Here is a 16,382-nt window from a genome sequence, read left to right as displayed (position 1 = left end):
GGGGTATCAGGCGATACACAGCGTGCCATCGACTGCGCCGCCACCGGCCAGCGCGGCCAATTTGTCGGCGTCGAGGATGCTGACGATCTGCGGATCGGAGAAATCGATGATTCCGCCTCGCTTCAACTGGTTGAGGTATCGGCTGACGGTCTCAATCGTCAGCCCCAGCCAATCGCCCAGATCGCTGCGGGTGAGGTAGAGATGAAAGGTTTCGGCCCGGCGACTTCCTACAAATCCCGGTCGACCGAATTGAAGGGCAAGATCGGCAATCGCCGCCGCGATCTTTTCCATCGTGGTCTTGCGGCCGAGAAGGGTTGCATGTTTCTGCGCGCGTTTCAGGCTATGAAGCAGCGCGTCCTCCACGTTCAGGCGTTCTCTCTGCGGGTCCACCGCTTCGATTTCGCTGTAGGTGCAGGCCTCGGCGCTGCAGTGGTTGGTCTTGCCGTGGGCAAGACCGAACAGGCGGCCCGGGCCGATCACGTCGAGGATCTGGCGTCTTTTTCCGTCAAGCGATTGCGTGAGCACGACGCAGCCGTCCTTCAGGCGAAGGATCGACGATCGTTCGGCGCCTTCGGTGTAGATCAGGGCGCCGGGGGCGATGAGGCGGCGCGGCGAGAACGGCGGTCTTGCGATTGGCGGCTGGGCCTGGAATTCAGGCGGCAGTCCGCGTGCCACCAAGGAAGCGGCTGGCAGGTCGAGCATAATGATACTCCGGCTTTCGACCGTCGCGTTGCGCAGGAAGGTTGGGGCATCGCGCGGTCGTGACGAATGATGTCTGCGGACGCGCTTGCGCCGCAGGTCTCAGACGATCAGGTCGGCCGGAGGGGCCCTCGGCGATGCGTTGGGGGCCAGTATAAGCCGCGGGACGACGGTTCTACGCGGTTCGAAAAGCGGTCCCGCGGCAAGCGCGATGCGCTCTCCCACCATATCGGCGGGTTGGGGCAGAAGGATAGAGGCGCCGAGGCGGCATGCCTCGCAGTCGCCGGAATAAGCATGATCCTGATCGCTGCCGTGTTCTGTGGTTAGGCATATGTCGGGCAACGTGCCGTCCGGCAGGACATAGGCCGCGAGCTCGGCGGCGGCGACCTCAGCCGGGAAGATAACAGGCACCTTGTGAGCGAATCCGACAGACAACAGGGCAATGGCGCAAAGCATGCGCACAGCCATCCGCCATTTGTCGCAGATCCGTTTCAAATCAGTCTCCCTCGCTTAATCTTAGAAAAGATATCCAGCCGATGGAATATGTTTGTTGCGCCAAATCAAACTTCGGTCCGTTTGTAGCTTCGACCGACGCGCAGCTGGGATCAGGCGATGGTCCCGAAAAGTCCTGCAACCGGCATAAGAACTGTCGTGTTGCCCGGCTCGCTCATTTTGGCGAAGGACCGCGCAATCGGATGACCCCACAGGCATGATGAAGCCGGACTGGTTGCAGGCGTTGCCGCTACTCCGCCCATCGCGGCTTGCGCTTTTCCGCGAATGCCTGACGTCCTTCGTGTGCGTCCGGGGTGTCGGCGAGTTCGGCGATCTTCCTCTCGGCGAAGGTAAGAATATCCCCCTCCGCCATGTTGCGCATTTCCCTCAAGGCTCGCTTGCCGGCGGCGATGGCATCCGGAGAATTCTGGGCGAGCCTGTCCAGAACGTCTGCAACAACCGTGTCCAGGACATCGGCAGGCGCAATGCCGTTGACCAGGCCGTATTGCCGTGCCGTCGTCGCATCGATGGTTTCGCCGAGATAGGCCATTTCCTGCAAATGCCGTCGGGGTATCTGGGTCGTCAACCTCGCGGCGACCATCATCGGAAAGAGGCCGACCCGGACCTCCGGTAGGCTGAATTTTGCGTGGTCGGCGGCGTAGGCGAGATCGCAGGCGGCGACCAGACCCATGCCGCCCGCCAGAACGGAGCCGTTGATCCGTGCGATCACCGGCTTGTTGCAGGCCTCGATGGCACGCAGCACCGCGGCGATCGGGTTGCCGCCGTCGGCTGCCCGGAAGATCCCCCCAGAATTTTCCTTGAGATCGGCGCCCGAGCAGAAGCTCCGCTCACCGGCGCCGGTCAGCACCACTGTCCGCAAGGTCGTGTCAGCGGAACCGTCTTCGAACGCCTCGACCATATGTTTCGCCAAGACGGCATTGAGGGCGTTATGCACCTCCGGGCGATTGAGTGTCAGCCACAATGTCTGTCCCTTACGCTCTCGCAGCAGTTCATCGGCCATCCTGTCCTCCGCTGTGTCGTCTGGCGAGCACTGCCCGGCCAGCCCGCGATTCATTGTGTCGTCCCAGCAGACGGCTGATCCAGTCGCCGGTTTCGGCGATAGCCTCTAGGTCGACCCCGGTCGAGATCTCAAGGCCGTGCAGCAGGTAGAGCAGGTCTTCCGTTGCGATATTGCCGCTCGCCCCCGGCGCATAGGGGCACCCTCCCAGGCCCGCGACGGAACTGTCGAAGACGGCAATTCCTTCCTCAAGGCTCGCCAGCACATTGGCGATGCCCTGCCCGTAAGTGTCGTGGAAATGCATCGCGATCCGTTCACGCGGTATCGTTGTCGCGACTTGGCTGATGAGGTTGCGGATCTGCCTTGCCGTGCCTACGCCGATCGTGTCGCCCAGCGAGATTTCGTAACAGCCCATGACAAGCAGTTCGTGCGCCATGGCCGCTACTTCGGCCGGCGGCACGTCGCCGTCATAGGGGCAGCCGGCGATGCAGGAAACATAGCCGCGAACCCGGATGCCCCGGGTAATGGCGAGATCGAAGACGTCACGAAGCCGGGCGAGGCTTTCGGCTCTCGAGCAGGCGATGTTCTTCAGGCTGAAGCCTTCCGACGCCGAAACGAACACCGCAATTTCGTTGACGCCTGCGGCAATTGCTGCTTCCAGACCCCTGAGATTGGGTATGAGAGCCGGATAGGTCACGCCCAGTCGCTTCTGAAGAGTGCGGAAGACCTCGGCAGAATCGGCCATCTGCGGCACCCATTTCGGCGAAACGAACGCGCCCGCCTCCACTGCCGGCAATCCGGCCTTTGCGAGACGTTCGATCAACTCGACCTTTACGGCGACAGGCACCTGTGTGCTCTCGTTCTGCAATCCGTCGCGGGGTCCGACTTCGACGACCCTCACTCTTTCCGGCATCCGCATGTCAGCCGGCCTCCGCTTCGAAATCCACCAGCACCGTGCCTGCCTCGACCATTGCCCCTTCCGCGCAGTTGAGGGTCACCACTAGCCCGGCGGCGGGCGCTCGGATCGTGTGTTCCATCTTCATCGCTTCCATGATGACAAGCGCTTCGCCCGCCTCGACGCGGTTACCCGCATCGGTCAGGATCGCACGAATGACGCCCGGCATCGGCGCTGCCAGCCCGCCGGTCGATGCTTCGGGCGCTGCGAACCCGGCGAGGTCGGGGGTGGTCACGTGATGGACGGTTCCGTCGACCACCAGATCGAAACCATCTCCATTCGGGAGAAAATAGCCTGTGCGTTTCCTCCCCCCGATGGTCGTCGAGAGCCTTCCATCTTCGGCCAGCAGACCCTCGGCAGATACAGTTTCACCGCCGATGCCGATCTCGATACCGCGTTGGAGAAAAAGGACATCCACTTCCAAGGGCTTTCCGGCAATGATGAGTTGCAGTCCCTGCCGTGCCGGACGGTTGAGCCGAAAGCCATTGGTCATCGCCCATGGGCTATGAGGATCGGCCGTCGCCATCGCGCGGCGCTGCATATCCGCCTTGTGTGCAAGCAAGAACCCGACTGCAGCCATTGCCGTCATCGTTCCGTCGGGAGTAAGGTCTGATCGCAGTCCGGCTTCATTGCGAGCGATGAATCCGGTGTCGAGATTTGCGGCCTCGAAATCCGGAAGTCCTGACAGCCGCGCCAGGAAGCCGGTATTGCTTGCCATGCCGGTGACGACCGTTTCGTGGAGCGCCGCACGCAGCCTGCGGACGGCCGTGGGACGGTCGACATCCCATACGATCAGCTTCGCGATCATCGGGTCGTAATGCACCGTGATCGCGTCGCCGGCCCTCACGCCGCTGTCGATACGAACATGGCCGTCCCGTTCGGGCAGGATGAGATGGCCGATCCGGCCGATTGATGGCAGGAAGCCGTGATCCGGGTCCTCTGCGTAGAGCCGCGCCTCTATCGCATGGCCCTGGATTTTGAGATCGGCCCAGTTATCCGGCAGGAACTCGCCCGCCGCAACCCGGACCTGCCATTCGACAAGATCCAGGCCGGTGATGAATTCGGTGACGGGGTGCTCTACCTGAAGGCGGGTATTCATCTCCATGAAGTAGAAATTGCCGTCCGCATCGAGCAGAAATTCCACCGTGCCGGCGCCGGAATAACCGATTGCGCGGGCACAGGCGATGGCGGCCTCGCTCATCCTCTTCCGCATCGCCTGCGTCAGACCGGGAGCGGGAGCCTCCTCGATCACCTTCTGGTGCCGGCGCTGGATGGAGCAGTCGCGTTCGAACAGCGAATGGCAATTGCCATGGTTGTCGGCAAAGACCTGCACTTCCACATGGCGGGGACGGGCGAGGTATTTCTCGACGAGCATCCGCTCGTCGCCAAAGGCAGCGAGTGCCTCCCGCCTTGCCGCTGCCAGTTCGGCGGCAAAATCCTCTGCCTTTGCGACGATCCGCATGCCTTTGCCGCCACCGCCGGCGGAGGCCTTGATGAGCACGGGGTAGCCGATCTTCATCGCTTCAGAGGCAAGGATCGTCGGCGACTGGTCATCGCCGTGATAGCCGGGAACCAGCGGCACGTCGGCCACGGCCATCAGGGCCTTTGCCGCGCTCTTGCCGCCCATGGCGCGGATTGCTGCAGCCGGCGGGCCGATGAAAACAAGACCGGCTGCCGCGCACGCTTCGGCGAAGTCGGCATTTTCCGAGAGGAAGCCATAGCCGGGGTGGATGGCCTCGGCTCCGCTCGTCAACGCGGCCTGGATGATCCTGTCGCCATCAAGGTAGGATTGGCGTGCTGGTGCCGGGCCGATGGCAACGGCTTCATCGGCCATGGCGACATGAGCGGCATCCCGGTCCGCTTCCGAATAGACGGCGACCGCCGCAATCCCCATGCGTTTTGCCGTGCGAATGACACGACAGGCGATTTCTCCGCGATTGGCAACAAGGATCTTTGAAAACATCGCCGCCTCACATCCTGAATATGCCGAATTGCGTACGCTCGACAGGGGCGTTCAGAGCCGCGGAAATACCAAGGCCAAGCACCATTCGTGTGTCCGCCGGGTCGATCAGGCCGTCATCCCACAACCGTGCACTGGCATGGTAGGGATGACCCTCGGTTTCGTATTTCTTGCGGATCGGCGCCTTGAAGGCTTCTTCCTCCTCGGCGGGCCAATCCTTGCGCTGGGCTTCCATGCCGTCGCGCCGGACTTGCGCCAGCACGGACGCCGCCTGCTCGCCGCCCATCACCGAAATCCGCGCATTCGGCCACATCCAGAGGAAGCGCGGCGAATAGGCCCGGCCGCACATGCCGTAATTGCCCGCCCCGAAGGAGCCGCCGATGATGACTGTGAATTTCGGCACCCTTGCGCAGGCGACAGCCGTCACCAGCTTGGCGCCGTCCTTGGCGATGCCTCCCGCCTCGTATTTCTTTCCGACCATGAAGCCGGTGATGTTCTGCAGGAAGACAAGTGGAATTCCACGCTGGCAGCAGAGTTCAATGAAATGGGCTCCTTTCAGCGCCGACTCCGAAAACAGAATGCCGTTATTGGCGACGATGCCGACGGGATAGCCGAAGATATGGGCAAAGCCGCAGACCAGCGTCGTGCCGTAGAGCGCCTTGAACTCTTCGAATTCGGAACCGTCGACGATGCGGGCGATGACCTCGCGAACGTCGAAGGGTTTTCTCGTGTCGTTGGGCACGATGCCGTACAGCTCCTCTGCCGGATAAAGCGGCTCGGCAGGCTGTCGGATTTCGATGTCGACGCGTTTCGCACGGTTGAGCGTGCCGACGATCCGGCGCGCCAGCGCCAGCGCGTGACGGTCGTCATTGGCGTAGTGATCGGTCACGCCCGAAATGCGGGAATGAACGTCGGCCCCGCCCAGTTCCTCGGCGGTCACCACTTCGCCGGTGGCGGCCTTCACGAGCGGCGGGCCGCCGAGAAAGATCGTGCCCTGATTTTTCACGATGATCGACTGGTCGCTCATCGCAGGCACATAGGCGCCGCCTGCCGTGCAGCTTCCCATGACGATGGCGATCTGGGGTATGCCTTCCGCCGACATGGTCGCCTGGTTGTAGAAGATACGGCCGAAATGATCCCGGTCAGGAAAGACCTCGTCCTGAAGCGGCAGGTATGCGCCGCCGGAATCGACGAGATAGAGGCAGGGCAGGCGGTTCTCCCGCGCGATTTCCTGGGCGCGTAGATGCTTCTTGACCGTCAGGGGATAGTAAGTCCCGCCTTTCACGGTCGGATCGTTGGCCACGATCATGCATTCCCGACCGGCCACCCGACCGATGCCGGTGAGAATACCTGCGGCCGGCACGGTTTCGTCATAAACGTCGTAGGCGGCGAACTGCGACAGTTCCAGAAACGGCGTGCCGGGATCGAGAAGCGCGTCCACCCGGTCGCGAGGGAGGAGCTTTCCACGAGCCGTGTGACGATTGCGGGCCGCTTCACCGCCGCCCATGGCGATCTCGGAAGCCTTTGCATTGAGGTCATCGACAAGGCCGCGCATGAAGGCGGTGTTGGCGTGATAGCTGGCGTCGCGCGTGATGTTGGATTTGAGCCGCATCATTCCCTCACGCATGACTCTTGAACAATTCACGGCCGATCAGCATGCGCCTGATTTCGCTGGTGCCGGCGCCGATCTCGTAAAGCTTGGCGTCGCGCAAGAGCCGCCCGGCGGGGCTTTCGTTCATGTAGCCGATGCCGCCGAGAAGTTGGATCGCATCGAGCGTCACCTGCGTCGCGCGCTCGGCGGAAAACAGGATCGCACCTGCCGCATCCTGCCGAGTGAGACGACTGTTATCGCCGGCGCGGGCCACCGCATAAACATAAGCGCGCGAGGCGTTCATCGCGGTGTACATGTCGGCAATCTTGCCCTGCACGAGCTGGAATTCGCCGATCGCCTTGCCGAACTGGTGCCGTTCGCGGCAGTAGGGAAGAACGAGGTCGAGTGCCGATTGCATGATGCCGATCGGGCCCGCCGCCAGCACGGTCCGTTCGTAGTCGAGGCCGCTCATCAGCACGGTAACGCCGTCGTTCACCTTGCCCAGCACGTTTTCCTCGGGCACTTCGCAATCCTCGAAAACGAGTTCGGACGTCGGAGAACCGCGCATGCCGAGCTTGTCGAGCTTCTGCGCCGGCCGGAAGCCCTTGAAGCCCTTCTCGATGATAAAGGCAGTAATGCCGCGCGGGCCGGCAGCCATGTCCGTCTTGGCGTAGACGACCAGCGTATCGGCTTCGTGGCCATTGGTGATCCACATCTTGGAGCCGTTCAGGAGGTAGTGGTCCCCTTTTCGCTCAGCCTTCAGCCGCATGGATACGACATCGGAGCCCGCTTCGGTCTCGCTCATCGCCAGCGAGCCGAGATGCTCGCCGGATATGAGCTTCGGCAGGTATCGCCGCTTCTGCTCGCCCGTGCCCCAGCGGTGGATCTGGTTAATGCAGAGGTTGGAATGGGCGCCGTAGGAAAGGCCGATGGATGCCGAGGCGCGGCTGATCTCCTCCATGGCGACGCAATGAGCGAGGTAGCCCATCTCCGCCCCGCCATATTCTGCGGAGACCGTGATGCCATGCAGGCCGAGCGCGCCCATCTCCGGCCAGAGATGTCTCGGGAAACGATCATTCCGGTCAATTTCCGCCGCAAGCGGCGCGATCCTGTCATGAGCAAACTTGCGCACGCTGTCGCGCAGCGCCCCGATCTCCTCCCCGAGACCGGCGTCGAAAACTGCGGCAAGATCCAGGCTCATCGCATATTCCTCCTCCCGACGGATTTCATGCAGCCGTCTTCAGTTGTGAAAGGCGGTCCGGCGTCTCCTCCACGCCGGCCGCCCCGCTCTATGTTTCCGTACCTCCGGTGAAGGCGGCCGACCGGCGCACGAAAGTCTTGATGGCGAAATTGGACTGGATGCGCGCCACACCCGGAACCGTCGTCAGGAAGTCCAGAAGCTCCTGGTAATGCGGCAGGTCGCGCACCATGGCGTGGATCAGGTAGTCCGAGCTTCCGCTGGTCTGGTAGCCGCCGACCACCTCCGGAATGGAGGCGACGCTATGTTCGAACGTCGTCAACGCGTCCTTGATCTGCCGTTCCAGCGTAACGGAGATGAACACGCCCATTGTGCCTAAAAGCCGGTTTTCGTCGAAGACGGCGGTGTAGCCGCGAATGATCCCCGATTCCTCCAGCTTGCGCACGCGCCTCAGCGTCGGGGTGAACGACAGTCCGATCCGGGATGCGAGATCGCGCCAGCTAATCCGCCCGTCCTCGCCGAGAACATGCAGGATTTTCTGATCGAAGGCGTCGAGCGTTTCCATGGATCAAATGATCTATAGTTCTTGAAGTTGATGGATCAAAGATATCGCTGTTGTCAAATCTGTCAATCAAAATAGCTTTGAAATGAAGTGGGGATAGTGATACCGTTCGCTCAGTCGGGAATTTTCAGATCGTTTGATCTCATGTCCCGGTGGTAAGCGTCCCGGCTTGGAGGAGCCGTGATGCGAGCAAGGCTCTTTCCAGGGAGGTGGAAAGTGACTGAGCATGATCCAGTCGTTATCGTCGGTTCCGCCCGTACGCCCATGGGGGGTTTTCAGGGCGATTTGAAATCCGTGGCCGCTCCGGCTCTCGGTGCCGTAGCTATTCGTGCCGCGCTCGAACGAGTCGGTCTTGCTGGAGATCAGGTCGATGAGGTGCTGTTCGGCTGCGTGTTGTCGGCAGGACAAGGGCAGGCGCCTGCGCGGCAGGCGGCGATGATGGCCGGCATTCCCAGTTCGACCGGTGCGACCACCATCAACAAGATGTGCGGTTCCGGCATGAAAGCCGCAATGCTGGCCCACGATCTCATCATTGCCGGCAGTTCGTCCATCGCGGTTGCAGGTGGCATGGAGAGCATGACCAATGCGCCCTATCTGCTCGACCGCGCCCGCAATGGTTATCGGTTGGGCCATGGCAGGGTTATGGACCACATGTTCCTCGACGGTCTCGAAGACGCCTATGACAAGGGCCGGCTGATGGGCACCTTCGCTGAAGAGTGCGCCGAAGCCTACCAATTCACGCGCGACATGCAGGATTCCTATGCTGTCTCCTCGCTGGAACGTGCCCGCAGGGCAATCGCTGAAGGCCGGTTCGACGGGGAGATCGCACCCGTGGCGGTTCCCGTTGGTCGGGACGAGCAGGTGATTGCCATCGATGAGCAGCCGGGCAAGGCGCGACCGGAAAAGATCCCGACCCTCAAGCCGGCCTTTCGCGAGGGCGGCACGGTTACGGCCGCAAATTCCAGTTCGATTTCCGACGGTGCGGCAGCGTTGGTGCTGATGCGCCGGTCTGAGGCCGAGCGGCGTGGGCTTGCACCCTTGGCCACGATCATGGGGCACGCGACCGATGCACGGGCGCCCGCCCGGTTCACCACCGCTCCCATTGGAGCGCTCGAGCGGCTTTCCGAAAAGGTCGGCTGGAAGCTGGACGACGTCGATCTCTTCGAAATCAACGAAGCCTTTGCCGTGGTTGCGATGGCGGCCATGCGTGACCTCGATCTGCCGCATGACAAGGTCAACGTCCATGGCGGCGCCTGCGCGCTTGGCCATCCGATTGGCGCCTCGGGCGCCCGCATCGTGGTGACGCTGCTCTCCGCACTGCGGCAGCACGGTCTCAAACGAGGAATGGCGGCGATCTGCATCGGTGGCGGGGAGGCCACCGCGGTCGCTGTCGAACTTTGCTGAAGAGTGGAACTCTTCGGCAAGCCGTCCGGAGGAGGCGGCGAGAGTAGGGAGGAAGCACAGGGCATGACCGAAAGCACGCATTTGAGCCTGCATGTGCCGGAGCCGGCAGTTCGGCCGGGCGACCAGCCGGACTTTTCCAACGTCAAGATTCCGAAGGCCGGCTCGGTGCCGCGACCGGAGATCGACGCCGCGCCCGAGAGCATACGCGAACTCGCCTATTCGATCATTCGCGTGCTCGATCATGAGGGCAATGCCGTCGGTCCCTGGGCTGGTCTTTTGTCCGACGAGGAGCTTCTTTCCGGGCTTCGGCACATGCTGCTGCTGCGCGCTTTCGATGCGCGCATGCTGATGGCGCAACGGCAGGGCAAGACGTCCTTCTACATGCAGCATCTTGGCGAGGAGGCGGTAAGCTGCGCCTTTCGCAAGGCGCTCTCCAGGGGCGACATGAACTTCCCCACTTATCGCCAGGCCGGATTGCTGATTGCGGATGGCTATCCGCTGGTGACCATGATGAACCAGATCTTCTCCAACGAGGGAGATCCGCTGCATGGCCGGCAGTTGCCGGTGCTCTATTCGTCGAAGGAGCACGGCTTTTTCACACTTTCCGGCAATCTCGCCACTCAGTTTGTGCAGGCGGTGGGATGGGCAATGGCTTCCGCCATCAAGGGAGACACGAAGATCGCGGCCGGCTGGATCGGTGACGGATCGACGGCGGAATCGGATTTTCATTCGGCCATGGTTTTCGCCTCGACCTACAAGGCGCCGGTCGTGCTCAACGTGGTCAACAACCAGTGGGCCATTTCCACCTTCCAGGGCATTGCCCGGGGTGGCTCCGGCACATTCGCCGCCCGTGGCCTCGGCTTCGGCATTCCGGCGCTGCGGGTCGATGGAAACGACTATCTCGCCGTCCACGCCGTCGCGCGCTGGGCGGTCGAGCGGGCGCGGCGCAATCTCGGGCCGACCTTGATCGAATATGTCACCTACCGCGTCGGCGCCCATTCCACCTCGGACGATCCGAGCGCCTATCGTCCGAAGACGGAGTCGGAAGCCTGGCCGCTCGGTGATCCCGTGTTGCGGCTGAAGAAGCATCTCATCGCGCGCGGGGTTTGGTCGGAGGAGCGGCACCTGCAGGCCGAAGCCGAGATCATGGACACGGTGATCGAGGCGCAGAAGGAGGCGGAAAGCCACGGTACCCTGCATGCGGGAGGCAAACCGTCCGTGCGCGATATCTTCGAGGGCGTCTATGCCGTGATGCCGGCCCATCTCCATCGTCAACGCAGGATGGCGGGGTGCTGACATGACCAGAATGACCATGATCGAAGCGGTGCGCAGCGCCATGGAGATATCCATGGCGCGTGACGACAACGTCGTCGTCTTCGGCGAGGATGTGGGCTATTTCGGCGGCGTCTTCCGCGCCACGCAGGGGCTTCAGGCGAAATACGGCAAGACGCGCTGCTTCGACACGCCGATCAGTGAATCCGGCATCGTCGGCACGGCCATCGGCATGGCGGCCTACGGGTTGAGGCCATGCGTCGAAATCCAGTTCGCCGATTACATGTTTCCCGCCTACGACCAGATCACCCAGGAGGCGGCGCGTATCCGCTATCGTTCCAACGGCGATTTCACCTGTCCGATCGTGCTGAGAATGCCGACGGGCGGCGGAATCTTCGGCGGCCAGACGCACAGCCAGAGCCCTGAGGCGCTGTTCACCCATGTCTGCGGCCTGAAGGTCATCGTTCCGTCGAACCCCTTTGACGCCAAGGGACTGCTGATCTCCTCGATAGAGGACCCCGACCCGGTGATGTTCCTGGAACCCAAGCGGCTCTACAACGGCCCGTTCGACGGCCATCACGACCGTCCGGTGGTTCCATGGTCCACCCATCCTCTCGGCGACGTCCCCGAGGGGCACTACACCGTCCCGATCGGCAAGGCCAAGGTCCGGCGGCCGGGCAATGATGTGACCGTGATCGCCTATGGCACCATGGTTCACGTGGCGCTCGCCGCCGTCGAGGAGACGGGCGTCGATGCCGAGGTGATCGATCTTAGAAGCCTGCTGCCGCTCGATCTCGATACGATCGTGCAATCCGTCTCGAAGACCGGCCGCTGCATCATGGTGCATGAGGCGACGCTGACCTCGGGCTTCGGCGCGGAGGTGGTATCGCTCGTGCAGGAGCATTGTTTCTACCATCTGGAAGTGCCCGTGATCCGCATCTGCGGATGGGACACTCCTTATCCGCACGCCCAGGAATGGGACTATTTCCCCGGCCCGCAGCGCATCGGCAGGGCGCTCGCAGAAATCATGAAGGCGTGACCCATGAGCGAATATGTTCTCAATATGCCCGATGTCGGCGAAGGTGTCGCAGAAGCCGAACTGGTGGAATGGCACGTGAAGCCCGGCGATCCAGTCCGTGAGGACATGGTGCTGGCTGCGGTGATGACTGACAAGGCGACGGTTGAAATTCCCTCGCCCGTCGCCGGTATCGTGACATGGCTCGCCGCGGAAGTGGGAGACTCGGTGGCGGTCAGGGCGCCGCTGGTCAGGATCGAGATCGCTTCCGGTTCGGTTGCGCCCGCACCGGTGGAGGAACCGCAGCCGGTTGCGAAAGCCGAAATGCCAGCGCTCCCGGTTCAGGTCGCACCCGCTCAGGACATCGTTCAGCCGGAGCCTTCCGAAAAACCCGGAAAGAGCGAATTCCTGCCGATGCCAGCCGGCGAGGCGGAAGCAAAGCCGCTGGCGGCTCCGGCCGTGCGGCATCGGGCACAGGCCTCCGGTGTCGACCTGAACAAGGTAAAAGGGACCGGGCCGGAGGGGCGCATCACACATGAGGATCTCGACGCCTTCCTGGCAAGCCGACCGCGTATGCCGGGCACGGCGACGGGCTTCGGCCGGAACACGGCGGTCGAGGAGATCAGGATCACCGGCTTGCGGCGGAAGATCGCCGAGAAGGTGGCCCTTTCCGCCGCGCGCATCCCCCACATCACCTATGTCGAGGAAGTCGATGTAACCGATCTGGAGGGGCTTCGGGCCGCGATGAATGGCGGGCGCAGGCCGGATCAGCCCAAACTGACGATCCTGCCGTTTCTGATGCGGGCGCTGGTCAGGGCAGTGGACGAGCAGCCGGTGATGAACGCCACTTTCGACGACGAGACGGGTATCGTCACACGATATGGCGCGGTGCATGTCGGCATTGCGACGCAGACGCCGTCGGGACTTTCCGTGCCGGTGGTACGTCATGCGGAGGCGCGCGGCATCTGGAATTGCGCTGCCGAACTCGCCCGCGTGGCCGAAGCAGCCCGGACCGGCCGTGCTAAGCGCGAGGAGCTGACGGGTTCCACCATTACCATTAGTTCGCTCGGGGCATTGGGCGGCATCGTCTCGACGCCGATCATCAATCACCCGGAGGTGGCGATCATCGGCGTCAACAAGATTGTCACGCGCCCGATGTGGGACGGCAGGGGACAGTTCATCCCCCGCAGGATGATGAACCTGTCCTCCAGCTTCGATCACCGCGTGGTCGACGGCTGGGACGCGGCAACCTTCGTCCAGCGGCTGAAAACCCTGCTGGAAACACCGGCGCTGATCTTCGTCGAGGACTGAAGGGTTCTTTCTGTTGCAGAAATCGCGTCGATGTCCGAGAGAGCACCGAAGATTTTTCGCGGGATTTCAGACCGGCGAATTTAACCGCCGGCGTTTTGCACTCAGAAGCGGTGGATCTTGAGGCCGAGGAATTTCTCCGTCACCACCACGACGATTAAGGTCAGAACCACCGAGATCGTGGAGACCGCGGCTGCTTCCGGCGTGAAGTTGGTGCGCAGGTAGTCGTAAAGCTGGATCGGCAGCGTCGCCGTCCCGACGCTCTTCAGCATGAACGAGATGGTGAAGATGTCGAAGGAGATGATGAAGGCGAAGAGGCAGCCGCCGATGACGCCCGGCTTGATGAGCGGCAGCATAATGCGGCGGAAGCGGGTGAATGCGCCTGCGCCTAGGCTGCGGGCTGCCATGCTCCAAGCCGTATCGTAGCTTTCAAGCGATGTGGAAACGTTGATGAACACGAAGGGAAGGGTAATCAGCACATGCCCGACGATCATGGCGAACATGGTCTGGGTTCCGATGCCGATCGTATAGACGAAGAACAGCAGTGCGATGGCGGTCAGCACTTCGGGAAGAAGCAACGGCGCCATCATGGTGATCCGCACCGCTTCCTTCAGCCGACCGGCGAACTGCACGAAGTAGATCGCCGCCATGGTGCCGATGACGCCGGAGATCACCGTCGATACGGCGGCGACCCACAGCGAGGTCTTGATTGCCCGGAGGAAGACCTCGTTATGGAAGAAGACGTTGTACCATTTCAGCGACAGGCCCTGCGGCGGAAAGGTGAGAAAGGCGCCGGCGTTAAACGAAGCGCCGACGACCACGAGGATCGGCGCCAGCAGAAAGACATAGATGAACAGGCAATAGACGGTGAAAAAGCGCTTGGACATCTCAGTTCGCCTTCCATTTCATGCGGGTCGCCAGCGAGAAGGCAACGACGATCAGGCCGCCGGTGACGGCGAGGCCAAGGGCCAGTGCGGAGCCGAAGGGCCACTGGAAGGTGTCCACGAGCGCATCAACGACCGAGACCGCCATTGTCTTCACCTTGGAGCCGCCGATCAGGGACGGTGTCACATAGGCCGACAGCGACAGGACGAAGGTCAGGATGCAGCCGGCCTGGATGCCGGGCATGGCGAGCGGCAGGATGATGCGCCGGAAGATGGTCGCCTTCGACGCACCGAGCGAGCGGGCGGCGGATTCCAGCGAGGGATCGATACCCTGGATGGCGTTCATGATCGGCAGGATCATGAAGGGCAGGAAGACGTGGGACAGCGCGATGACGATGCCGAGCGTGTTGTACATCAGGCCGACCGGGCGATCGACGATGCCGAGGTTCATCAGCGTGCGGTTGATGACGCCGTTATTGCCGAGCAGGATCGTCCAGCCGTAACTGCGGATGACGATGCCAACGAGAAGCGGAGAAAGCACGATGCCATAGGCAAGGCCGCGAAAACGCGAATTGCCGCGGGCAAGCTGCCAGGCAACCGGGAAGCCGAGCACGAGGCAGACGACCGTACAGATGAAGCCGATCATCAGGGTGTTCAGTGTCTGGCCGATGTAGAAGCTGTCGGACAGGAAGCGAATGTAGTTCGCCAGCGTATAGCCTTCGCCATAGGGCGCACCCTCACCCGGCGTGCGAAAGCTCATCACGACGATGGTGAGATAGGGCAGCAGGATGAAGACGAAGAGCAGGATTGCGGCGGGCGCGATCAACAGAAGCGGGGTGTGACGTCTGAAACCTGCTTCCGTCATGCGCCGATCTCCAATACCCAGTAGCGATCCGCAGGAACGCTCAGCTTTACCTGTTCGCCATCGGAGAAACGGTGGCGCGGGAAGGTCTGTACGTCGATTTCGGTGCCGCCATCGAGCTTCAGGCGATAATCCATGAGGCTGCCGGAATAGTAGCTGGACAGGACGGTCGCCGCGGTCCCTTCGCCGGAGGTGGCGATCTCGATGCCCTCAGGGCGGACGGCAAGGGTGATCGTCTCTCCCTGCCTCAAGGTTCGCTCGCAGGCGATTTCGGCCGGGCCGAGCGCGCTCTTCACACCGTAGCGGCCATCGCCAGCAACCGTCTCGACCGTTGCTGGCAGGAGGTTGACCTGACCGACGAATTTCGCCACCTCGGTGCTGGCGGGACGCTCATAGATATCCGAAGGGCTGCCGCACTGGGCGATCCGTCCGCCGAACATGACGACAACGCGGTCGGACATGGTCATCGCCTCGGCCTGATCGTGGGTGACGTAGACGGTGGTGATGCCGACGCGGCGCTGGATGTCGCGGATGAAGACGCGCATTTCCTCGCGCAGCTTGGCGTCGAGATTGGCGAGCGGTTCGTCGAGCAGCAGGATCTTCGGTTCGATAACCAGCGCGCGAGCAAGCGCTACGCGCTGTTGCTGGCCACCGGAAAGCTGGCGGGGATAGCGGTCGGCATGGTTGGACAGTTGCACCATGTCAAGCACCTTGGCGATGCGGTCGCGCATCTCGGCCTTCGGCACCTTGCGCATCTCCAGCCCAAAGGCGAGATTGCCGGCAACAGTCATATGGGGAAACAGCGCGTAATTCTGGAACACCATCCCAATATCGCGTTTTTCGGCGGGGACGTGCACGACATCCTTGCCGTCGAAGCGGATCGCGCCGCTCGAGACATCCTCGAAACCGGCAATCATCTTCAGCGTCGTGGTCTTGCCGCAACCGGAAGGTCCAAGCAGCGAGACGAATTCGCCCTCGGCGATGCGGATGGAGATCCCGTCCACGGCACGTGAGCTACCGTAGTCCTTGGTCAGCCGTTCGATGCTAACCTCTGTCATGGTGTCCAACTTTCCTATGGCCCGCAGAAAAGCGCGGGCATGCCTCGATGTCGAAAGTCCAGGCCGGCGGAGGGAATGCCGGCCTGGCATGCAATGAGGACGGG

The 16,382-nt window shown here is 62.3% G+C and carries 15 protein-coding genes; 4 read left to right on the top strand and 11 right to left on the bottom strand.

Annotated features, from left to right (window positions below):
* Nucleotides 1-6: 6 nt before the first annotated feature.
* From ACLBKR_RS21955 to ACLBKR_RS21920, 8 genes are all read right to left on the bottom strand, one after another.
* The gene (locus ACLBKR_RS21955; protein ID WP_113446875.1) at nucleotides 7-702 is read right to left on the bottom strand and encodes a Crp/Fnr family transcriptional regulator; all 696 of its coding nucleotides are present in this window, start codon (nucleotides 700-702) and stop codon (nucleotides 7-9) included.
* Between the two features lie 99 nt (nucleotides 703-801).
* A complete protein-coding gene (locus ACLBKR_RS21950) occupies nucleotides 802-1,194 on the bottom strand; it encodes a hypothetical protein (RefSeq protein WP_414902219.1) in 393 nt (130 codons plus the stop codon).
* 247 nt (nucleotides 1,195-1,441) lie between these two features.
* Nucleotides 1,442-2,212, bottom strand: coding sequence for an enoyl-CoA hydratase-related protein (locus ACLBKR_RS21945; protein ID WP_113446877.1), 771 nt, complete (start codon nucleotides 2,210-2,212; stop codon nucleotides 1,442-1,444).
* Nucleotides 2,202-3,128: a hydroxymethylglutaryl-CoA lyase gene (locus tag ACLBKR_RS21940; protein WP_113446878.1), complete on the bottom strand. Its 927-nt coding sequence runs from the start codon at nucleotides 3,126-3,128 to the stop codon at nucleotides 2,202-2,204. Before ACLBKR_RS21940 ends, ACLBKR_RS21945 begins: the two co-directional genes overlap by 11 nt.
* 1 nt (nucleotide 3,129) lies before the next feature.
* Entirely contained in the window at nucleotides 3,130-5,127 is a 1,998-nt protein-coding gene (locus ACLBKR_RS21935) for an acetyl/propionyl/methylcrotonyl-CoA carboxylase subunit alpha (protein ID WP_113446879.1), read from the bottom strand.
* A 7-nt stretch (nucleotides 5,128-5,134) separates the two neighbouring features.
* Nucleotides 5,135-6,739, bottom strand: a complete 1,605-nt coding sequence (locus ACLBKR_RS21930; protein WP_414902232.1) for a carboxyl transferase domain-containing protein — start codon at nucleotides 6,737-6,739, stop codon at nucleotides 5,135-5,137.
* A 4-nt stretch (nucleotides 6,740-6,743) separates the two neighbouring features.
* Nucleotides 6,744-7,916 carry an isovaleryl-CoA dehydrogenase gene (locus tag ACLBKR_RS21925; RefSeq protein ID WP_414902215.1) on the bottom strand — a complete coding sequence of 391 codons (1,173 nt, stop codon included), beginning with the start codon at nucleotides 7,914-7,916 and terminating at the stop codon, nucleotides 6,744-6,746.
* Nucleotides 7,917-8,004: 88 nt separating this feature from the next.
* A complete protein-coding gene (locus tag ACLBKR_RS21920; protein ID WP_113339982.1) occupies nucleotides 8,005-8,478 on the bottom strand; it encodes an Lrp/AsnC family transcriptional regulator in 474 nt (157 codons plus the stop codon).
* Nucleotides 8,479-8,691: 213 nt separating this feature from the next.
* Between ACLBKR_RS21920 and ACLBKR_RS21915 the strand changes: the two genes are divergently transcribed.
* The 4 genes from ACLBKR_RS21915 (at nucleotide 8,692) to ACLBKR_RS21900 (ending at nucleotide 13,477) form a co-directional block, all read left to right on the top strand.
* A complete protein-coding gene (locus tag ACLBKR_RS21915; protein WP_162757640.1) occupies nucleotides 8,692-9,879 on the top strand; it encodes an acetyl-CoA C-acyltransferase in 1,188 nt (395 codons plus the stop codon).
* Nucleotides 9,880-9,942: 63 nt separating this feature from the next.
* Nucleotides 9,943-11,175, top strand: a complete 1,233-nt coding sequence (locus tag ACLBKR_RS21910; RefSeq protein WP_414902212.1) for a 3-methyl-2-oxobutanoate dehydrogenase (2-methylpropanoyl-transferring) subunit alpha — start codon at nucleotides 9,943-9,945, stop codon at nucleotides 11,173-11,175.
* Nucleotide 11,176: 1 nt separating this feature from the next.
* Nucleotides 11,177-12,190, top strand: a complete 1,014-nt coding sequence (locus tag ACLBKR_RS21905; protein ID WP_414902210.1) for an alpha-ketoacid dehydrogenase subunit beta — start codon at nucleotides 11,177-11,179, stop codon at nucleotides 12,188-12,190.
* Between the two features lie 3 nt (nucleotides 12,191-12,193).
* Nucleotides 12,194-13,477 (top strand): dihydrolipoamide acetyltransferase family protein, encoded by a 1,284-nt coding sequence (locus ACLBKR_RS21900; RefSeq protein ID WP_113438698.1) that lies wholly within the window; start codon nucleotides 12,194-12,196, stop codon nucleotides 13,475-13,477.
* A gap of 101 nt (nucleotides 13,478-13,578) precedes the next feature.
* On the opposite strand, the gene ACLBKR_RS21895 is transcribed toward ACLBKR_RS21900, so the two are convergent.
* From ACLBKR_RS21895 to ACLBKR_RS21885, 3 genes are read right to left on the bottom strand one after another with little or no spacing between them, the layout of a single operon-like run.
* Complete coding sequence (locus ACLBKR_RS21895) at nucleotides 13,579-14,361, bottom strand: ABC transporter permease (protein ID WP_113438697.1); 783 nt, start codon at nucleotides 14,359-14,361, stop codon at nucleotides 13,579-13,581.
* A 1-nt stretch (nucleotide 14,362) separates the two neighbouring features.
* Nucleotides 14,363-15,223, bottom strand: a complete 861-nt coding sequence (locus ACLBKR_RS21890) for an ABC transporter permease (protein ID WP_113446884.1) — start codon at nucleotides 15,221-15,223, stop codon at nucleotides 14,363-14,365.
* A complete protein-coding gene (locus ACLBKR_RS21885; RefSeq protein WP_113446885.1) occupies nucleotides 15,220-16,278 on the bottom strand; it encodes an ABC transporter ATP-binding protein in 1,059 nt (352 codons plus the stop codon). Before ACLBKR_RS21885 ends, ACLBKR_RS21890 begins: the two co-directional genes overlap by 4 nt.
* Nucleotides 16,279-16,382: the final 104 nt, after the last annotated feature.

This window comes from Paenirhizobium cremeum, from assembly GCF_047553425.1.
Classification (GTDB): Bacteria; Pseudomonadota; Alphaproteobacteria; order Rhizobiales; family Rhizobiaceae; genus Allorhizobium; species Allorhizobium cremeum.
Note: the sequence above shows the minus strand (reverse complement) of the source record. Positions and strands in the feature narration are given on the sequence as shown.

Excerpts from the sequence above, each read along its gene's own strand:
- ACLBKR_RS21930 (WP_414902232.1), bottom strand. The coding sequence starts at position 6,739 with ATGATGCGGCTCAAATCCAACATCACGCGCGACGCCAGCTATCACGCC.
- ACLBKR_RS21920 (WP_113339982.1), bottom strand. The coding sequence starts at position 8,478 with ATGGAAACGCTCGACGCCTTCGATCAGAAAATCCTGCATGTTCTCGGC.
- ACLBKR_RS21935 (WP_113446879.1), bottom strand. The coding sequence starts at position 5,127 with ATGTTTTCAAAGATCCTTGTTGCCAATCGCGGAGAAATCGCCTGTCGT.
- ACLBKR_RS21925 (WP_414902215.1), bottom strand. The coding sequence starts at position 7,916 with ATGAGCCTGGATCTTGCCGCAGTTTTCGACGCCGGTCTCGGGGAGGAG.
- ACLBKR_RS21940 (WP_113446878.1), bottom strand. The coding sequence starts at position 3,128 with ATGCGGATGCCGGAAAGAGTGAGGGTCGTCGAAGTCGGACCCCGCGAC.
- ACLBKR_RS21905 (WP_414902210.1), top strand. The coding sequence starts at position 11,177 with ATGACCAGAATGACCATGATCGAAGCGGTGCGCAGCGCCATGGAGATA.
- ACLBKR_RS21885 (WP_113446885.1), bottom strand. The coding sequence starts at position 16,278 with ATGACAGAGGTTAGCATCGAACGGCTGACCAAGGACTACGGTAGCTCA.
- ACLBKR_RS21890 (WP_113446884.1), bottom strand. The coding sequence starts at position 15,223 with ATGACGGAAGCAGGTTTCAGACGTCACACCCCGCTTCTGTTGATCGCG.
- ACLBKR_RS21895 (WP_113438697.1), bottom strand. The coding sequence starts at position 14,361 with ATGTCCAAGCGCTTTTTCACCGTCTATTGCCTGTTCATCTATGTCTTT.
- ACLBKR_RS21945 (WP_113446877.1), bottom strand. The coding sequence starts at position 2,212 with ATGGCCGATGAACTGCTGCGAGAGCGTAAGGGACAGACATTGTGGCTG.
- ACLBKR_RS21900 (WP_113438698.1), top strand. The coding sequence starts at position 12,194 with ATGAGCGAATATGTTCTCAATATGCCCGATGTCGGCGAAGGTGTCGCA.
- ACLBKR_RS21955 (WP_113446875.1), bottom strand. The coding sequence starts at position 702 with ATGCTCGACCTGCCAGCCGCTTCCTTGGTGGCACGCGGACTGCCGCCT.
- ACLBKR_RS21910 (WP_414902212.1), top strand. The coding sequence starts at position 9,943 with ATGACCGAAAGCACGCATTTGAGCCTGCATGTGCCGGAGCCGGCAGTT.